Here is an 18,145-nt window from a genome sequence, read left to right as displayed (position 1 = left end):
AGTCACCCGGTCGCGAGGGTGAACACATGCAGGTCCGTGTCCTGCGGCAGTTTCACGCTCGCGATCGTCCTCCCGTCCGGTGCCGCGAACGGCTTGGTGGCGAAGACGTACGTCGCCACCGGGTCCTTGTCCGCGCCGGCGACATTCCGGTACGCGGTCTTGGCGATGACCTCGTTGCCGTACTGGACGGTGCCGCCGCCTCCGCCGACGGTCCAGTCGGTGAGGGAGAGGTCGATCGTGTCGGTGGTTCCGTCGGTGTAGGTGACGGTGGCCTTGGTCTGCTGGTTGCCGTTGACCGCGCTGCCGATGAACGACAACCTGCCTGCCGCATCGGCCAGTTCGACGGTCTGGCCGTCCGCCGACACATTGTCCGGGCGGGCGCTCGGCGAGTCCGGCCAGGCGAAGGTCAGCCCGTCGACCGTGCCCTGCCCGCCCGGGGTGAGCCCGGCCGCCGCGAGGGCCTGGCGGGAGTAGCTCCAGCCGCCGCCGTCGTAGTCGGCCTCGTCGTGGTCGCCCTCGTCGTCCGAGACGCCGGTGTTGTTGTAGGCGGCGAGGAGGGTGCCGGGCGCGGCGACGGTGAGGGCGACGGGCTGCTCGTACGAGGTGTCGCCCGAGGTCACCGTGACCTTGGCGTCGTAGAAGCCCGGTTTCATGTCCTTGGCCGAGCCGATGGTGATCTCCTGTGAGCCGTCAACAACCGCTCCTTCGCCCGGAGTTGCGGTGATCCCTTCGGGCACCTCGACCTTGAAACGCACCTCGGGCCCGGTACCCCCGCTCATCGACAGAGCACGGATGCCGACCTTCGTGCTCCCGCCCGGTGCGATCGTCGCCGTGGTCGGACCGACGCCGATCTGGTACGGCTGCTCGCCCGCACGGAAGGAGGGCGGGGCGTCGGAGGGGTCGCTGCCCCACTCCTTGTCCGGCGTGCCGGAGAGCGTGTAGTCGAGCCTGCCGCCGTCCCGTACGAAGGAGGCCGGGAGCCAAGGGCGTTCGCTGGTACGGCCGTTGACGTTCAGGGAGTGGATGTACGGCGCGTCTGCGGCGGCGCCCTCCGCGCGGATGGAGATGTCGTTGCCGTGGGGCCGGTCGATCTCGATGCGGGGGAACAGCGGTGAGGCGAGGGTGAGTTCGGCGCGGGAGGGCACCTGGGGGTACATGCCGAGCGCGGAGAAGACGTACCAGGAGGACATCGCGCCGAGGTCGTCGTTGCCGGGGATGCCTGCGGGTTCGGTGGACCAGAGCTGCCGCATCGCCGCACGGACCGTTTCCTGCGCCTTGTACGGGGCGCCCGCATAGTCGTACAGGTAAGGCACGTTGATCGAAGGCTCGTTGTCCAGCTCGGACTTGTCGCCGCCGCTGCCCGTGAAGGCCCAGTTGCCGTCGCTGTCGTGGAAGAAGGCGTCGAGACGTTCCACGGCCTTGTCCCGGCCCCCCATGGCGGCGAACAGACCGGCAGGGTTGTGCTGCACCATCCACGTGTACTGGGCCGCCGTGCCCTCGACGAAGCCGTTGCCGGTCGACGGCGTGAAGCCGGTGACCCAGCTGCCGTCGGCCTTGCGGTTGGCGATGTAGCCGCCGGTCGCGTCGGCGGCGATGTCGAAGTTGTTCTGCCACCACTGGGAGCGCTTGGCGAAGGCGGCCGCCGTGTCCTTCTCCCCTGCCTCCGCGGCCAGTTGGGAGAGTGAGAAGTCGGCGCCGGACATCTCCAGCGTCTCGGCCGCGCCGCCCCAGGCGTTGGAGACGGACGGCATGTAGTGCAGCTTCAAGTACTTGTCGAGGGAGGGCCGTTGGCCGACCGACAGCACCGGCTTCCCGGCCGACGAGAGGTCCTGTCCGGTGGGTACGGTGGCCGCCTTCACGAGCGAGTCCAACGCGCCGTGCAGGTCGAAGTCCGTGCCGCCGAAGGCGCGGATGCCGGCCAGGGCGGTCGGGGACGGGTCGCCGTTCATGACGTGGGTGCCGCTCGCGCCGTGCAGCCAGCGGTCCCAGATGCCGCCGTTCTGCTGGGCGAGCTCATACAGCGACTGCGCGATGTCGGAGCCCGTGCGCGGGCTGAGGAGGGTCAGCAACTGCACCTGGTCCCGGTAGACGTCCCAGCCGGAGAAGGTGCCGTACTGGGCCTGATGGCCGCGCGCGACCGTGTGCACCTTGCCGTCGCTGCCGCGGTATCTGCGGTCGGCGTCGCTGATGACGTTCGGGTGGAGAAGGGCGTGGTAGAGCGCGGTGTAGAAAGTGGTGCGCCCGGCTTCGGTGCCGCCGCCGACCCGGACCGCGTCAAGGCGGTCGCGCCAGGCGCGGCGGGCGGCGTCCTGGACCGAGTCGAAGGAGCGGTACGGCGGGTTCTCGGCGGCGAGGTTGGCCTCGGCGCCCGACTGGCTCACGTACGAGATGCCGACCTTGACGTTCACCGGGTCGGCGCCGGGCTCGAACTCGACGTAGCCGCCGGCTCCCTTGCCGGCGACGGGCCGCCCGCCGCCGGAGAATCCGCCGGTACCGCCGGACGTTTCGAGGGACCCTGGGCTGAGCTTGTCGTCCTGCCAGGTGCCGGTCGCCTTGAAGGCGCGGTCGAAGCGGGCAGTGAAGTAGAGGGTGTAGTAGGCGCGTTGGCCCTCGGGGTCGAGGTAGCCGCAGAAGTCCCCGGAGGTGACGGAGCCGGACACGGTGCGGGTCGCCGGGTCGATGTGGACCGTCGAATCGGTGGAGCCCACCTCGGAGTTGGCGGTGCGGATGAGAAGGGAGGCGGGTTTGTCGGCCGGGAAGGTGAAGCGGCCGGAGCCCGTCCGGGCCGTCGCCGTGAGGTCGGCGGTGACACCGGAGGCGAGCCCCACCTTGTAGTGGCCGGGCTCCGCCGTCTCGTCGGCATGGCTGAAGTCGGACGCGTACACGGCGTCCTTGGTGTCGCTCGCGGGCGAGGAGGTCACCTCACCGGCGTACGGGAAGAAAGGGATGTCACCGCTGCCGCCCGCGCAGCCGGTGCCGGACATGTGGGTGAGGCTGAAACCGCGGATGCGGGTGGCGTCGTACTGGTAACCGCCGGGAGCGGCCGTGCGGGTGGCGTCGCCTCTGGTGTTCTCAGGGCTCCAGGAGAGCATCCCGAACGGGGTGACGGCGCCCGGGAAGACATTGCCGCCGCTCTTGGTGCCGATGAGCGGGTCGACGTACGAGGCCGGGTCCCGGACGAGGTCCGGTGGGGCGGCGGTGGCCGCCAGGGCGGGGGTGGCACCGCCGACCGCGAGAACTGCGGCCAGCAGCAAGGACGTAGGACGGAAACGCATGACGCGGCCCCTCCTCCTTCGGACGGGTCGCGCACCACGGGTCGCACAAGCCGCAGGGACAGTAGCGTGCGCCACGGGTACCACGAAAGAGTGCCTGCGGGGCGGGGGCGCGCGGGAGGGACACCCGCACGGGTCTGCGGGGAAGGTCAACTGGTTTGACAGCGTTGTCCGTTGACGCGGTAGAGTCTTGTGTAGACCAATCGACAACGTTGTCGTCGCATCGCGGCGTCGCCACAAGCCAGCAGCATCACAAGCCCGCACCACCCGGGCAGGTACTCCCCCGGCCTGCACCGGCTCGCGGACCCGGTGGACGGTCCCACCGCGCCACCGGGTCCGCCCAGAGCGGCGGTGCAGAGCCCGTGAACGGACTCTCAGCCGACCTGGCAGGGCAGGATCGTCGCCGTATCACCGCCGTCGCCCGCGACGACGTATCCGAAGGTCGTGCTCTTCCCCGGATCCAGCGAACCGTTCCAGTCGGCGTTGTGGACCATCACGTCCTGGCCGTTGTAGGTCGCGTTGCCGTTCCACAGGCTGTCGACCTTCTGGCCGGTCGGCAGTGTCCAGTCGACCATCCAGCCCAGCATCGGGACATCGCCGGTGTTGGTGACGGTCACCTCGGACTGGTAGCCGCCACTCCAGCTGTTGGTGGTCCTGCGGGTGGCCTCGCACTTGCCCGGTACGGGGTCGGTCGGGTCGCCCGGGTCGTGGATGCCCGTCACCTCGCCGTTGCCGCCGTCGAAGACGACGTCGGAGCAGGAGTAGAAGGTCTCCGCGCTGTCCGAGCGCTGCCAGACCATGTAGATGATGTGCCGCCCGGACTTGTTGGCCGGAAGCTGCCCCGTCCAGGAGTAGTTGGCCTCGACCGTGCCCGGGGTGCCGTTGAGCGGCGGGTGGTCGACGGTGAGGAAGGGCTTGTCCTCGATGTCGTCCCAGGTGAGCGGTTTCGTCGGGTCGAAGCCGTCCTTGGTGATGTAGACGTAGAACCAACCCGGGTGCGCCGCCCAGGCGTTGTACGAGAAGTCGACGGTCGCGCCCGAGGTGAGATGGGTGAGCGGCCAGTCGTTGCGTGGGAGGTTGAAGCCCGTGAAGTTGGGGTTGCCGCCGCTGCACAGCTGGCCGTCCGGGACGAAGCCGCGGGTGCGGCCGGCGCCGTCGGAACGCAGCACGGAGAACCAGTTGTAGAACGGCGTGGTGCCGCTGACCTGTTGGGCCGCCTTGCAGGCCGGGTTGACCGGTTTGATCTCACCGGTGCTGGTGAGGCCGTCCTGCCAGCACAGGAAGGTGCGGCTGCCGGGTTTCATGGGGGTGCCGTGGGCCTCGGCCTTGCCGCCTGCCGTGATGACGAGGGCGAGGGCCGGGAGGGTGGCGAGGAGGGAGACGAGGATGAGGAAGAGGGTTCGGGTGGGGGGCGTTAATCGGCGCGCCGGTCGGCGCAGACTTGTCAGGATCATGACAGATACATTCCTTCAGCTACGGCCATACGGGTGCGGGTGTGCGGAGGTGAGCGGAGTGGGAGCGACCCGAGGGCGGCGGGTTCCGGTCCGTCGCCATATGGGAGCGCTCCCACCCCGCGTGTGGGGGAAGGTAGCGCCGGTTGGGTCGGTTGTAAACGGGGGGCGCGTGGGCTGTATGGCGTGGCGGGGGCGCGACGCGCGTCAAACGTGCGCCGTGGCATCGCCGCTTCAGGTGAAGGTACCTTCGTACGTACGATCACGCCGCGTATCGGCTTCCACACTGGCGTCCATGGGAGCAGTGATGACGACACCCCAGCAGGGACGGGCCACCGAGGACACCTGGATGTTCCCGCCGGCCGACGGCTGGACCTTCGACCAGGTCAAGGACTTGGAGCTGCCCTTTGACTGGGAACTTGTGGACGGACGGATCGTGGTTCGAGGACAGACCAAGTTTTGGCACAACCGCGTGCGGGACAAGCTCGCAGCCGCCCTGGAGGCGGCGCGTACCCAGCCGTACGAGGTCGTCGCCGAGCAATGCGTGATGGTCGATGATCAGAACACTCCCAAGCCCGACGTGATCGTCTTTGACCCCCGCAAGCTGAACTTCTTCGAGGTCGAGTGTGTTCCGGTGGGGAAGGTCTCCCTGGTTGTGGAGGTTGTCTCGCCCGGCTCCCGCCAGGACGACCGAGTGCGCAAGCCTGCCCTCTTTGCCGCACACAAGGTCCCCTGTTACTGGCGCGTGGAACTCGGCCGGGACCAGAAGCTCGCGGTGCACGAGTACTGGCTCAACGCGGACACTCGCTCGTACATCCCCGCCCCGATGCATCCGGTGCACCACGACAAGCTCGTCACCGAGTTGCCGTACCCCGTCGAGATCGATCTCGAGGCGCTCGTCGGATTCTGACCGGGGCGAGGGCTCAACGGACCGGCACGGCCGCCGGGAGCAGTGCCGTGAGTTCGTCGCCGAGGATCGACACGCCCTCCTCGGTCAGCAGGGACTCCGGATGGAACTGCAGCGAGCGGATGTGGGGCCCGCGCAGTGCGTGGACCTCTCCGGTCTCCCGGTCGCGGCAGACCTCGACGTCCTCGAAGCGGTCGTCGGCGGACAGGGCAGCGAAGGAGTTGTAGTAGCCGACTCGGGTCCGGCGGCCGAACAGGTCGATCTCCTGCTGCAGGCCCTGGTTGGGCGGGTTCTTGCGGATCAGTTCGAGGCCCAGTTCGCGGCACACCACTTGGTGTCCCAGGCAGACCGCCAGGAAGGGGCGTTGTTCCTCGATCAGCCTGTGCACGGTACGGCTCAGTGCAGCGATCTTGGGGGCCCTGCGGTCCCGTGGGTCTCCGGGTCCGGGGCCGATGACTACGAGGTCGAAGTCGTCGGTCTCGTAGGGCTCGTCGAAGCGTCGGACGGTGACGAGGAGACCCAGGGCGCGCAGTTGGTGGCCGAGCATCGCGGTGAAGGTGTCCTCGCCGTCCACCACGAGCACGCTGTGGCCGGTGAGTTCCTCCCGGTGGTAGTCGACCGCGCCGGGGGGTTCCAGCCAGAAACGTGACAGTGTGCGGTTGCGCTGGGCCAACGCCCGGCGGATCTCGGGGTGTTGGGCGATGGCGGGGGCGCCGTCGGCATGGTGCCCGGCGGGTGTGTGCGTGCCGCGCGCGGCGTCCAGCAGGGCGGCCGTCTTCGCGTGAGTTTCGGCCACCTCGGAGTCCGGGTCCGAGTGGCGGACCAGTGTTGCTCCGACGCCGATCCGCAGCCGGCCGTCGGCCGAGATGTCCGCGGTGCGGATGAGCAGGGACGAGTCGAGCCGGCGGGCGCCGGAGTCGTCGCGGCCGACGAGGGCGAGGACTCCGCTGTAGTAGCCGCGCCCTTCGGCCTCGTGGCGCTTGATGACCCGGCAGGCGTTCTCCAGCGGGCTGCCGGTCACCGTCGGGACGAACATGGTCTCCCGAAGGATCTCCCTGACATCCCGTGAACTCCGGCCGGTCAGCAGGTACTCGGTGTGCGTGAGGCGGGTCATCTCCTTGAGGTGGGGGCCGACGACCCGGACGCCGGGCTCGCAGATCCGCGCCATCATCTTGAGTTCCTCGTCGACCACCATGTAGAGCTCGTCGGTCTCCTTGGGGTCGGCCAGAAAGCGCAGGACGTCCGGCACCGTGGGTCCGGCCGGCGGATGCCGGTAGGTCCCGCTGATCGGGTTCATCAGCACGGTTCCGGCCTGCAGGCTGGCGTGCCGCTCCGGGGTGGCGCCCACGAGCGTGCGGTTGCCCGTATGGACGAGGAAGGTCCAGTAGGCCCCCGACTCGTGCGCGAGCAGTCGGCGGAACACCGTGAGTGCGGCGTCCGTCGGAGGGCCTTCGACCGTGGCCGCGAACGACCTCTTGATGACGAAGTTCGCGCCCTCGCCCCGGCCGATCTCCTCGTCGAGGATCCTGCGGACCACGGTTTTGTAGGCCTCGTCGTCCAAGTCGAAGGCCTCGTCCAGGAGTTCCGGCGGACGGTCCGGAATCCGCTCCAGCAGGGTGCGGGCATCCATGGTGCTCTGTTCGCGGACCGTCATCGCCAGCAAGGGCGCGTCGTCGTCCCGGTGCGCGAACCCACGCTCGGCTATCTGCCGGTAGGGGACGAGTACGACCATCTCGTGCCCGGCCCCCGCCGGTTCCTGAGGCAGCGGAAGCTCCGCGAGGGTCGGTATCTCGGTGCAGTCGCCCACGAGGATCTCCACCCGGTCGTGCCCGGCCGAAAAGGGGCGGTGCAGCAGGGCGAACGGGGGTGCTTCCGGGGTGAACAGGGTGTCGAGGCGGGCAATATCAAATTCGCTCACTATGGCTCCCCATCGGGAATTCGACGGAACGGGTGATGATCGGCTCTGCCCCTTCGGTCCGACGATTCTGGCATCGAGGCCGGTCCGCCCACCACTACTCACTCGAGTAATGAAGAGCGGGTCGAGCAGCCTTGTCAACGAATCTGGACTGCTCACACGAGTAGCCTCATGGGCCGCGCGCCGGACTACAGTCGGAACTCGTCCACCGCTTCGATCCGGGGACGGAAACGTCGCTGATTCGACAGCCGACCGACGACTCCGACGACTCCATGGAGAAACCTTGATTTTGCTGCGCGGGCATTCGACAAGGTCCGTTGCCTCATGAACGTCGCCATAAGCTGGACCGGTCTCACCGAATCGCACGCCAGGCTGTCCGAGCACGAAATCACTTCGTGGCGGTCGCTGCCGGCCCTGCAACAGCCCGACTGGCCCGACGACTGGCTTCTCGCCGAAGTCACCAGGGATCTCGCAACGCTCCCGGAACTCATCGACGCGGACGAGACCGAAGCGCTGCGGCTGCTGCTCGGCGAAGTGGCCGAGGGGCGGCGTCAGGTCATCCAGGCCGGGGACTGTGCCGAGGACCCGGCGGACTGCGCGCCCGGCCCGCTGACCCGCAAGGTCGGGCTGCTCGACGCCCTGGCCGGTGTCATGCGCGTCGGCACCGGCCTGCCGGTGATCCGGGTCGGCCGTATCGCCGGCCAGTTCGGCAAGCCCCGGTCCAGCCCCACGGAGCGGGTGGACGGCACCGAACTGCCCGTCTACCGCGGGCATCTCGTCAACGGCCCACAGGCCACGGCGGAAAGCCGCAGGCCGGACCCCCTGCGACTGCTGGCCTGCCACGAGGCCGCCGGCGCCGCGACGGCGTTCCTGCGCAAGCAGCAGGACGGATTCGGCGCGCCGGTGTGGACGAGCCACGAAGCCCTTGTCCTCGACTACGAGGTGCCGCAGCTACGTCGCGACACGGACGGCCGGCTGCTCCTCACCTCCACACACTGGCCCTGGATCGGGGACCGCACCCGCCGGCCGGACGGCGCGCATGTGCGCCTGCTGGCGGCGGTGAACAACCCGGTGGCCTGCAAGGTGGGGCCCGGTATGACTGAGGACGAACTGCTGCGGCTGTGCGAGGTCCTGGACCCGGCCCGGCAGCCCGGCAGGCTCACTCTGATCGCGCGTACGGGGGCGGGCCGGGCAGCCGGGCACCTCCACCGGCTCGCCGCCCGGGTACGGTCCGCGGGCCACCCCGTCGTCTGGCTGTGCGATCCCATGCACGGCAATACGGTGCGTGCCACGAACGGCCGTAAAACACGCCTGCTCTCCTCCGTCACACAGGAGGTCCGAGAATTCCGGGAAGTGCTCGGTGATCTCGGTCTGCATCCGGGCGGTCTTCATCTGGAAGCCACTCCGGATCACGTCGCCGAATGCCTGCCCGACGCTTCGCAACTCGATTACTGCGACGGGCCGTACACCACCTTGTGCGACCCCCGGTTGAACATGCGCCAGGCGCTGGCCGTCGCCGAATCATGGAATCGAGAGGAACAAGAGGAGCGAGAGGAATCCGTCCCGTGCCCGTGATGCGGACTCATGCCGCCTGCGACCGGCTGCGGGAAATCGTGGCCGCGGTTCTCGAGATCGATATGACGGAAATCCAGGCCGATTCGCTTTTCTACGACGATCTGGCCGCCGACTCGCTGGAAAAGGTGGAGATCGCCGTGCGGATCGAGCGGGAGTTCGGTGTGCCCGTCGATGCCGAGGAGGGTGCGGAGCTGAGCAGCGTCTCGGCCGCACTCGCCCTGCTGCGGGCCAAGGGCGTGGTGAGCTGATGGCACACCTCGCCGTCGGCCCCGGGGAGTGCGTGGTCACCGGCGTCGGCGCCGTCTCCCCGGCGGGCATCGGGAGCGCCCCGCTGTGGGAGACGGTGTCCGGCGGCCGCGTGGCGACCGGCCCGGTGACGCGGTTCGACACGTCCCGTTACCCGGCGCGGAACGCCGGTGAAGTCCCCTTGTCCTGCCTGCCCCAGCTCGATCGTCTGGTACCCCGGCACCCTTCGCGCGCGGCTCGTTATCTCGCCGCCGCGACGGCCGAAGCAGTCCAGGACGCGGCGCTCGTGCCCAGTCGGACGCCGGGCCGTACCGGGGTCTTCGTCGGCACCGTCATGGGCACGCGCCCGCTGCTCGAACGCGGGCTGGACGACACGGGGTTGACACCCGTCGGTACCGAATGGGCCGAGCCGGAGCGCCTGTTGGACCTGGTGCCCGCGGTAGTGACCGTCGACGGTCCCATGGTCCTGCTCGCCTCCGGCTGCTCGGTGGGCGGGGACGCCGTCTCCCGCGGTGCCGCCGCGATCGCGGCCGGCGAGGTCGAGGTGGCGGTCTGCGGCGGGGCGGAGGAACTGTCGCAGGAGGTCTTCGCCATGTTCACCGCCCTGCGGGCCCTCGCCCCGGACGTGGCACGCCCCTTCGACGCCGATCGGCGCGGAATGCTGCCGGCCGAAGGGGCCGGCGTGGTGGTCCTGGAGAGCGCGGAACACTGCGCCGCCCGGGGCGGCCGGGCCCGGGCCGTGCTGCTCGGGCATGCGTCCGCCGCGGACGCCTTCCATCTGACGCAGCCCCGGCCCACCGGTGATGCCCTCATCGAGGCACTCACCACTTGTCTGAAGGACGCCGGACGCACCGCGGACCAGGTGGACTGGGTGTGCGCCCACGGAACGGGGACCCCGGCGAGCGACGGCGTCGAGGCACGGGCGATCGCCACGGCCCTGGGCACCCCCGCGCGCCAGCCCGTCGTGTCGTCCCTCAAGGGGTCCCTCGGCCACACCCAGGGCGCCGCCGCCGCACTGGAGACGGTCGTGGCCGTACAGGCCCTGACCGCCGGAAGGATCCCGGGCAACGCCACACTGCGGCGTCCGGATCCCGCATGCGCGGACGTCGACCTCGTCCCACCACAGGGCCGCACGGCCCCCGTAGACCTCGTGGCGAGCCTTGCCTTCGGCCTGGGCGGCGGGGTGTCCGCGCTGGTGCTGAGCGCCCCAAAGGGGCGCGGGGCTGCATCGATTTGCGGCTCCGCCGCGGGGCGCGACCAGCCACAACAGACCCGCAGCGGACCGACGGCCAACATACGGATCACCGCACTCGGCGTCAGCCTGATCCCCGTACAACCCGCCCCGCAGGATCCCCGCACCGACGACGAAACCCAGCACGCATTGGCCGCCGTCACGAGTGCGCTCCACGGCCTCAACATGCCCGAGGGATCACAAACCGGCACGGTCTGGGCCGGCTCCACAGCCGGCCTCCAGGAATTCGCGCAGACCTGCGCCGACATTCCCGTGCTGGGCCCCGCTCGGGTCTTACCGCGGCGCGCGGCGCGGTCGGCGTTCACCGGACCGGTCACGGCGGTCTCCGTGCGGTACGGCTTCCAGGGCCCCTATCTGAATCTCACCGGCGCCCAGGACGCCGGCGCGCACGCCGTGGCCGAAGCCGTGCGGATGCTCCAACAGGACCAGTGCGCACGGGTGTTGGTGGGCGGTTCGGCCCTGCGTTCCGGCGGGGCCGACCGGTCGGGGGGCGCGGCCTGCGTCGTACTGGAGCGGGACCCGGGTGGCGACGCGGGCACCGCTGTACGGCTGCTGCACCGGGCCCGCGTCGGCGCCGACCCTGCCCCGTTCATCGGCGACTGCCTGGAACGCATGACCGGCCCGCCCCGGCGGGTCGTCCTGTCCGCGGCCCCCGGCTCCCACACCCCCGCGCCCCTGGTGTCGCGCCTGTGCGGCGCTCCCTGTCTGGACGTGGAGTCGCGCTGGGGAGACCTCGGCGCGGCGGGCGGATTCGCGGCGCTGGCGGCCGCGGCCGCCATGACGGCCCGTCGTGGCGGGGCGGCGAATCCTCGCGTCCTCGTGCTGGCCGTCGGGGCCGGCAATGCCGTCGCCATCGAAGTCATCTCGCAGAAGTCATCTGGCAAAGGGGAAGTCGGTAATGGATCTGATCGAGCGGCTGCTGGGCACGCACCTGGCGGCCGGTGAAGGAGAACGGGTCTGCTACGTGGACCCCGACGTCGGCGAGGTCACCTATACGGCCCTGCACGACGCGGCGCGCGGCTACGCCGGTGCGCTCCGGGAACTGGGCGTGGCGCCCGGCACCCGTGCCCTGGTGGTCGCCGACGACTCGGTGGCGACCGTGGCCGTGATCCTCGGGCTGTGGTGGAGCGGGTGCGTGCCGGTACCGGTGAGCCCCGTACTGTCGGACGCCGAGATCCGCTTCATGGCAGCGGACTGCGAGGCCGGCTTCGCGCACCTCGACGCCCCTACGGCCAAACAGCAGGCGCTGGAGAAGGAGTTCACCTCCCTCACATGCACCACGGGGGACGGGGTCAGGGCCGTGTTCACGGCCGGTGACCGGACGGGCGTGCACCGGCCGGAGGCGGCGCTCGCGCCGGCCCAGTGGCCGACGGACCGTGCGGCGCTGGTGCAGTACACCTCGGGCAGCACCGGCTCGCCGAAGGGCGTCCTGCACTCCGCGGCGGGCATCGAGGCGGTCCTCGCCGGAGTCGGCAGCCTGCTGCGGCTGCGCCGGGACGACGTGGTCCTGTCCACCGCGAAGCTGTCCTTCGGCTACGGCTTCGGCAACTCGGTGCTGCTCCCGCTGGCGGCGGGCGCCCGGACCGTCCTGCTGCGCGGCAGCGTGGATGCCCATGTCGTCTCCAGCACCCTGCGACGGCACCGTCCGACCGTGTTCTTCTCGGTGCCCCGGATGTACGCGGCACTGCTGGCCCTCGCCGCGAGCCACGGCGCCGAGGGGTTCGCCTCCGTACGACTCGCCGTCACCGCGGGCGAGCACTGCCCCGAGCACCTCCACCAGCGGATCACCAGCACCTTCGACGTGCCGCTGGTCAACGGGCTGGGCGCCACCGAGGCCCTGCACATCGTCGTCGCGACCCCGCCGGACGCGATCGTGCCCGGCGCCACCGGCCGTGCGGTCCCGGGCACCGAGGTGACGGTCCGGGACGACAACGGGGTCCCGGTGCCCGACGGGACCGAGGGGCGGCTGCACATCTCGGGCTTCTCGGTCGCCCTCGGCTACCTCAACCGGCCCGAGGCGACGCGTCGGACCTTCGCCGAGGGCGGTGCCTTCACCAGTGACATCGTCCGGCGTACGGAGCAGGGCGACATCTGGCACCTGTGCCGCGCCGACGACGTGCTGAACCTGGGCGGCTACAAGGTCGCACCGGCGGAGATCGAGACCGTGGTCCGGGAGACCGAGCAGGTCGCGGAGTGCGCAGTGGTGGCCGCCACCGACGAGAACGGCCTCGAACAGGCCGTCGTCTACGCCGTACCGGTGGCCGGGGCCGACCACGCCGCGGTGCGCAAGGCGGTCCTGACGTCGATACGCCGGCAACTCGCCCTGTTCAAACGGCCCTCCCGCATCGAGGTGATCGACGCCCTGCCCGTCACCTCCACCGGCAAGCTGGCCCGGCACCAGCTGCGTGCATCGGCGGGTCGCCGATGAGCTGGGACATCACGGGCATCGGAGCCGTCGCCGCGATCGGCGAGAACCCGTACGACATCTTCGACTCGCTCTGCGCGGGACGCAGCGGCCTCTCCGAGCTGCGCGCCTTCGACGTCGACAACTACCGCGCCCGGCACGCCTACGAGATCGACGACCGCGACGGCTCAGGGGCGGACCGTCCGCTGCGCGCCACCCGCTGGCTGGAGACGGCGGTGGCGCAGGCCCTGTCCGACGCCGGACTCGAGGAGAACGCGGAGGCGTACCCCGTGCTCGTCGGCACGACCCTGCGCGAGCAGCGCTCGGCCGAGCTGTGGTGGCGGGAGAAGACCCAGCTCGCCCCGTCGGACCTGCACTTCGGGACCGCGCTGCACGAACGGTTCGGGACGGCGCGGACGTACACCTTCGCCAACGCCTGCGCGGCGACGCTGTACGCGCTCGGCATGGCCACCGACATGATCGAACTGGGCCTGGCCGACACGGTCGTGGTGGCGGGCGCCGACTCGATCACCGAGAGCGCCTACGGGGTGCTGGACCGGGTGCAGAACGAATCGCCCCTGGCGCTGCGCCCGTTCGACCGGGCACGCAACGGCATGCTCATGGGCGAAGGAGCCGTCGCCGTGGTCGTCCAGCGGTCGGGGGCCCGGCCCGGCGGTGCGCATGCCGTGCTGCGCGGGGTGAGCATGAACTGCGACGCGAGCCATCCCACCGCGCCCGACCCCACCACCATCGCCGCGGCCGTCGAGGACGCCTACCGGCGGGCGCATGTACGGGCCGACGACATCGACCTGGTGATGCTGCACGGCAGCGGTACCCAGCTCAACGACGCCGCCGAAGCGACCGCGCTGTCCCGCGTGTTCGCAGGCACGGGCGCCGATCCGCTGCTGACGGCCATCAAGTCGATGACCGGTCACACCCTGGGCGGCAGCGGTCTGCTGAGTCTCGTCATGGCCTCTCTCGCGCTGCACCGCGGTGTCGTACCGCCGGTCCTCGGGCTGGAGAACCCGATCGAGGAGGCGTCCGGGCTGCGTCTGGTGCGCGACGGGGCGGCCACCGCCGAACTGTCCACCGCGCAGGTCAACGCCTTCGGATTCGGCGGGATCAACGCGGTGGCCGTGCTGGAGAAGGGAGCGTCATGACGCCCGAGACCGCCGTGATCACGGGTGTGGGGCTCGCCGTCCCGGGCCTCGACGGGGCGCGGGATCTGCTCGAACCGCCGTCGGGCGACGGCGGGTTCGACCCCGCCACGGGGCTGAAGGGCCGGGAGATGCGGCACAAGGACCGCGCCTCACGGCTCGCGCTGCGGGCCGCCGAACCCGCTCTGCGGGAGGCGGGCCTGCTCTCGGACGACGGGACGTACGGCGGATCCGCGCCGGCCACCGCCGTCGTGGTCAGCACCAACTTCGGCAACCTCGACAGCGTCTGCGACTTCGCCGACATCATCGCCGAACACACCGTCACCGGGCTGAGCCCGCTGGGGCTGCCGCACACGTCCAGCAATGTGATCGCCGGCTGGATCGCCATCCGCTACGGCATGCGCGGACCGAACGTCACCGTGTGCAACGGCCCGACGAGCGGCACCGACGCCCTGTACTGGGCGCGGAACCTGATCGCGGTCCGGCGGGCCGAGGTGGCCGTCGTGATCGGTGTGGAACCGGACACCGAACCGGTGGCCCGCCTGCTGTCGGACGGCTCGGGCCGGACGGTGCTCGACGGTGCGGCGGCCCTGGTCGTCGAGTCGGCCGCGCACGCCCGGGCCCGGTCGGCCCGGCCGCTCGCGGCGCTGGCCGAGGTGGCCCGGGCCTCGGATCTGCGGACCGCGGTGGCCGAGGTCCTGAAGGCGGACGCGGCGCCCGTCGGGCTGTGGCTCACCGCCGAGGAGACCGCGGCGGACGTGGCCCCGGACGCCGACGCGGTGCCGTCGCTGGATCTCACGGCCCGGCTCGGTCACTGCTCGGGAGCGCTGGGTGTGCTGCAGTGCGCGGCGGGCGTCGCGCACCTCGGCCGGGGCGGCTCGGGCTCGGTCCTGACGACCAGCGGCGGATCCCCGGCGGACGACGCCGCGGCGGCGCTGCTGCTCACCGGCATCGGTGCGGCGCCATGACCCCGGGACGCGACGACGGGCGCCGGGTCGTGGTGACCGGCATGGGCTCGATCTCCTGTCTGGGTACGGGTGTTGACGCCTTCTGGGCGGGTCTGCTGGCCGGCGGCGGTACCCCCGCGACCGTCCCGGACCCCGACGCCCGGATGGCCAACCGGCTGATGTACCTGGTGGCGCCGGACCAGGTGCCCGCGGAGCCGGCCCGGCTGGCCGGCTCGACCCTGGCGGCCGGTCCCCGGATGGCGGTGGCCGCCGCCCGCCAGGCCGTCGCCGACGCCGGGCTCGACACCCGTACGCGGGCCCGCCTTGCCGTCGTCCTGGGCGTCGAGATGGGCAACGCGGGGTGGCACGAGAGCCGCCGGGCCGGTGTCACGTCCGTCGCCGAGGGCGCCGCCTGGTCGCCGATGACGCTCACCGCGGCCGCCGTCGGCGCGGCGCTCGGGGCCGGCGGCGGCAATACGAGCGTCGGCAACGCCTGCGCGGCCAGCGGTTACGCCGTCGCGGTCGCCGCCGACATGATCCGCGGCGGCGAGGCCGAGGTCGTCCTCACCGGGGGTGCGGAGGGCGTCACCCGGGTGGGCATGGGCGTTTTCAACCGGCTGGGGGCGCTGGATCCCGAGCGGTGCCGCCCGTTCGATCTGCACCGGCAGGGCACTCTTTTCGGCGACGGCGCCGCCATGCTCGTACTCGAATCGGCGGAGCACGCCGCGCGCCGGGGAGCCACCGCGTACGCCGAGGTGGCGGGCGCCGCGTGGAGCTGCGACGCACACCATCCGACGGCCCCCGACCCCAGCGGCAGCCAGGCGTCCCGGAGTATCCGCCGGGCACTCGACGAGGCCGGTCTGAGCGGCGAGGACGTCGGCGCCGTCGTCCCGCACGGCACGGGCACCCCGCTGAACGACGCCGTCGAGGCGCGCGTGCTGCGCGAGGTGTTCGAGGACCGCTGTGACCGGCTGCCGCTGTTCAGCCTCAAGGGGCTGATCGGACACACCGCGGGGGTCGCCGGAGCCTTCGGCGCTCTGACGGCAGCACTGCTGGTGCACCACCGGAGTGTCCCCGCGAACGCGCCCCTGGACGAACAGGACCCCGAGTGCCCGGTGTGGCTTCCGCAGAAGGAGCCCGTCCCGCTGGCGGAGAAGGCCGTCCTGGTCAACGCCTACGCGTTCGGCGGGAACAACGTCTCGCTCGTGCTGACCGGCCCGGAAGGAGCCCCGTGATCAGTCTCGACGTACTCGGCCTCGGTGTCGTACTGCCCGGCGCCGACAAGCCCGCCGACGCCCGGACAGTGCCGGACACGCCCGCACCCGGCTGGTTCGACGTGGTGACCGCGCTGACCGGACGCGGCTACAAACGCCTGCCGACCGCCTGCCAGTACCTGCTGGCCGCCACCCGCAACGCCCTGGACGACGCGGGAGACCCGCAGGAGGCGGTCCCCGCCGAGCGGCGCGGCGTCGTCGTCGGCACCAACAACGCCGGCATGGCGCTGATGGAGGACCAGGACCACAGCATCCTGGAGGAGGGCGCGGACGCGATCAGTCCGATCACCGCCCCCTACTTCGCGATGAGCCTGTTCGCGTCCCGGCTCGCCGTGGAACACACGGTCCACGGCTTCACCCTCACCACCAACTCGCCCCGGACCGCGGGTTTCGACGCGGTCCAGGCGGGCGCCCGCGCCCTCGCCCGCGGCAGGGCCGACCTGCTCGTCGTCGGCGCGACCGAGGAGGCGCTGCCGAGCGCCGAGCCGGGCGCCGAGGACAGCGACATCGGTGCCGTCGCCCTGGTCTGCGCACGCAGCAGGGGGGCGCCCGATCCGGCCGCGTACGGCAGTTGCCGGGTCCTGAGCGCCTTCCTGCCGCCGGGCGTCGAGCCCGCCGACGTGCTCGACGACACGTGGGCGGCGCTGACCGCCGACGGGCCGCGGCCGGACCGCGTGGAGGCGGTGCTCGACGACTCGCCCACGGGCCGGGCCGTCTCGGACTGGCTGGCGGGCAAGGCGGCGACGGTGTCCGTCTCCCCGGCCCGACCCGGCTGTCTCTCGCCGATGCGCCACCTGGTCGCACGGCTCGCCACCGGGGACGACGGCCCCGAACACGTCGTCGTCACCGCCGCGGCCGAGGGCAACGTGGCCTTCGCGCGACTGACGACCTTTCCCGACAACCACCCTCAGCTGCACGGGAGTTGGCAATGATTACTGAGATCCGGGGATCCTGGTCCCTCGTCCTGGGTGTGTCCAGTGGCTTCGGACGGGCCACGGCACGCGCCCTCGCGGAACGGGGCGGGAACATCATCGGGGTCCACTTCGACACCTCCGACGGTGCCGAGGCCGCGGCGAAGTTCGCCGACGAACTGCGCGACCTCGGAGTGTCCGGCCACTTCTTCAACCTCAACGCGGCCAGCGCCTCCACCCGCTCCGAGGTGGTCTCCAAGGCCGCCGAACTCGCCGGCCAGCAAGGGGTGCGCATCGTCCTGCACTCCCTGGCGTTCGGCTCACTGCTGCCGTTCGTGTCCGCCTCCCCGGAGCAGGGGACGATCGCGCCGAGGCAGCTGGCGATGACCGTCGATGTGATGGCCCACAGCCTCGTGTACTGGACCCAGGACCTCGTGGCGGCCGGACTCCTGCCCCGCGGGGCGAAGATCTACGGCATGACCAGTGCGGGCAGCACACAGGTCCTCGACAGCTACGGCGCCGTGTCGGCCGCCAAGGCGGCGCTGGAGGCGCACCTGCGGCAGCTGGCCGTCGAACTGGCCCCGCGCGGTGTGGCGGTCAACGCGCTGCGCGCCGGCACCACTCTGACGCCCGCCCTAGAGAAGATCCCGGGCAGTGCCGCGTACGCCGACGCGTGCCGCGCCCGCAACCCCCACGGGCGGCTGACCGAGCCGGAGGACGTCGCCGAGGCGATCGTGCTGCTGTCGATGAGCAGTTCGTCCTGGCTGACCGGCAACGTGATCGGCGTCGACGGCGGTGAACTCCTCACCGCCTGACCAACCCTCCCTGTTCTCA

The 18,145-nt window shown here is 71.1% G+C and carries 13 protein-coding genes; 10 read left to right on the top strand and 3 right to left on the bottom strand.

Annotated elements, in window-relative coordinates; genetic code table 11:
• Positions 1–2 precede the first annotated feature (2 nt).
• Complete coding sequence (locus tag ACFY10_RS09445; protein ID WP_390664470.1) at positions 3–3,275, bottom strand: GH92 family glycosyl hydrolase; 3,273 nt, start codon at positions 3,273–3,275, stop codon at positions 3–5.
• A gap of 371 nt (positions 3,276–3,646) precedes the next feature.
• Positions 3,647–4,726, bottom strand: coding sequence for a lytic polysaccharide monooxygenase (locus ACFY10_RS09440; protein WP_390664469.1), 1,080 nt, complete (start codon positions 4,724–4,726; stop codon positions 3,647–3,649).
• A 292-nt stretch (positions 4,727–5,018) separates the two neighbouring features.
• Between ACFY10_RS09440 and ACFY10_RS09435 the strand changes: the two genes are divergently transcribed.
• Positions 5,019–5,633, top strand: coding sequence for a Uma2 family endonuclease (locus ACFY10_RS09435; protein WP_390664468.1), 615 nt, complete (start codon positions 5,019–5,021; stop codon positions 5,631–5,633).
• A gap of 13 nt (positions 5,634–5,646) precedes the next feature.
• Here the strand turns inward: ACFY10_RS09435 and ACFY10_RS09430 are convergent, their stop codons facing one another.
• Positions 5,647–7,548 (bottom strand): anthranilate synthase family protein, encoded by a 1,902-nt coding sequence (locus ACFY10_RS09430; protein WP_390664467.1) that lies wholly within the window; start codon positions 7,546–7,548, stop codon positions 5,647–5,649.
• A 321-nt stretch (positions 7,549–7,869) separates the two neighbouring features.
• On the opposite strand from ACFY10_RS09430, the gene ACFY10_RS09425 reads away from it, so the two are divergent.
• Genes ACFY10_RS09425 through ACFY10_RS09385 form a run of 9 tightly spaced genes read left to right on the top strand, consistent with a single transcriptional unit; the run spans position 7,870 to position 18,126 of the window.
• On the top strand, positions 7,870–9,120 hold the full coding sequence (locus ACFY10_RS09425; protein ID WP_390664466.1) for a 3-deoxy-7-phosphoheptulonate synthase: 1,251 nt from the start codon (positions 7,870–7,872) through the stop codon (positions 9,118–9,120).
• Complete coding sequence (locus ACFY10_RS09420) at positions 9,120–9,368, top strand: acyl carrier protein (RefSeq protein ID WP_390664918.1); 249 nt, start codon at positions 9,120–9,122, stop codon at positions 9,366–9,368. Before ACFY10_RS09425 ends, ACFY10_RS09420 begins: the two co-directional genes overlap by 1 nt.
• Positions 9,368–11,563, top strand: a complete 2,196-nt coding sequence (locus tag ACFY10_RS09415) for a beta-ketoacyl synthase N-terminal-like domain-containing protein (RefSeq protein WP_390664465.1) — start codon at positions 9,368–9,370, stop codon at positions 11,561–11,563. The genes ACFY10_RS09420 and ACFY10_RS09415 overlap by 1 nt, the downstream gene beginning before the upstream one ends.
• Positions 11,517–13,046 (top strand): AMP-binding protein, encoded by a 1,530-nt coding sequence (locus ACFY10_RS09410; RefSeq protein ID WP_390664464.1) that lies wholly within the window; start codon positions 11,517–11,519, stop codon positions 13,044–13,046. Before ACFY10_RS09415 ends, ACFY10_RS09410 begins: the two co-directional genes overlap by 47 nt.
• Positions 13,043–14,182 carry a beta-ketoacyl-[acyl-carrier-protein] synthase family protein gene (locus tag ACFY10_RS09405; RefSeq protein ID WP_390664463.1) on the top strand — a complete coding sequence of 380 codons (1,140 nt, stop codon included), beginning with the start codon at positions 13,043–13,045 and terminating at the stop codon, positions 14,180–14,182. Before ACFY10_RS09410 ends, ACFY10_RS09405 begins: the two co-directional genes overlap by 4 nt.
• Positions 14,179–15,147 (top strand): beta-ketoacyl synthase N-terminal-like domain-containing protein, encoded by a 969-nt coding sequence (locus tag ACFY10_RS09400; RefSeq protein ID WP_390664462.1) that lies wholly within the window; start codon positions 14,179–14,181, stop codon positions 15,145–15,147. Before ACFY10_RS09405 ends, ACFY10_RS09400 begins: the two co-directional genes overlap by 4 nt.
• Entirely contained in the window at positions 15,144–16,361 is a 1,218-nt protein-coding gene (locus ACFY10_RS09395) for a beta-ketoacyl-[acyl-carrier-protein] synthase family protein (RefSeq protein ID WP_390664461.1), read from the top strand. The genes ACFY10_RS09400 and ACFY10_RS09395 overlap by 4 nt, the downstream gene beginning before the upstream one ends.
• A complete protein-coding gene (locus ACFY10_RS09390) occupies positions 16,358–17,332 on the top strand; it encodes a beta-ketoacyl synthase N-terminal-like domain-containing protein (protein WP_390664460.1) in 975 nt (324 codons plus the stop codon). Before ACFY10_RS09395 ends, ACFY10_RS09390 begins: the two co-directional genes overlap by 4 nt.
• Positions 17,329–18,126, top strand: coding sequence for an SDR family oxidoreductase (locus tag ACFY10_RS09385; protein ID WP_390664459.1), 798 nt, complete (start codon positions 17,329–17,331; stop codon positions 18,124–18,126). Before ACFY10_RS09390 ends, ACFY10_RS09385 begins: the two co-directional genes overlap by 4 nt.
• Positions 18,127–18,145 lie beyond the last annotated feature (19 nt).

The sequence above is a fragment of the Streptomyces sp. NPDC001401 genome (assembly GCF_042895385.1).
Lineage (GTDB): Bacteria > Actinomycetota > Actinomycetes > Streptomycetales > Streptomycetaceae > Streptomyces.
The sequence above is the reverse complement of the archived record's forward strand: the minus strand, read 5'-3'. Positions and strand labels throughout refer to the sequence as shown.

Excerpts from the sequence above, each read along its gene's own strand:
- ACFY10_RS09410 (WP_390664464.1), top strand. The coding sequence starts at position 11,517 with ATGGATCTGATCGAGCGGCTGCTGGGCACGCACCTGGCGGCCGGTGAA.
- ACFY10_RS09420 (WP_390664918.1), top strand. The coding sequence starts at position 9,120 with ATGCGGACTCATGCCGCCTGCGACCGGCTGCGGGAAATCGTGGCCGCG.
- ACFY10_RS09385 (WP_390664459.1), top strand. The coding sequence starts at position 17,329 with ATGATTACTGAGATCCGGGGATCCTGGTCCCTCGTCCTGGGTGTGTCC.
- ACFY10_RS09395 (WP_390664461.1), top strand. The coding sequence starts at position 15,144 with ATGACCCCGGGACGCGACGACGGGCGCCGGGTCGTGGTGACCGGCATG.
- ACFY10_RS09445 (WP_390664470.1), bottom strand. The coding sequence starts at position 3,275 with ATGCGTTTCCGTCCTACGTCCTTGCTGCTGGCCGCAGTTCTCGCGGTC.
- ACFY10_RS09405 (WP_390664463.1), top strand. The coding sequence starts at position 13,043 with ATGAGCTGGGACATCACGGGCATCGGAGCCGTCGCCGCGATCGGCGAG.
- ACFY10_RS09435 (WP_390664468.1), top strand. The coding sequence starts at position 5,019 with ATGGGAGCAGTGATGACGACACCCCAGCAGGGACGGGCCACCGAGGAC.
- ACFY10_RS09415 (WP_390664465.1), top strand. The coding sequence starts at position 9,368 with ATGGCACACCTCGCCGTCGGCCCCGGGGAGTGCGTGGTCACCGGCGTC.
- ACFY10_RS09400 (WP_390664462.1), top strand. The coding sequence starts at position 14,179 with ATGACGCCCGAGACCGCCGTGATCACGGGTGTGGGGCTCGCCGTCCCG.
- ACFY10_RS09425 (WP_390664466.1), top strand. The coding sequence starts at position 7,870 with ATGAACGTCGCCATAAGCTGGACCGGTCTCACCGAATCGCACGCCAGG.
- ACFY10_RS09440 (WP_390664469.1), bottom strand. The coding sequence starts at position 4,726 with ATGATCCTGACAAGTCTGCGCCGACCGGCGCGCCGATTAACGCCCCCC.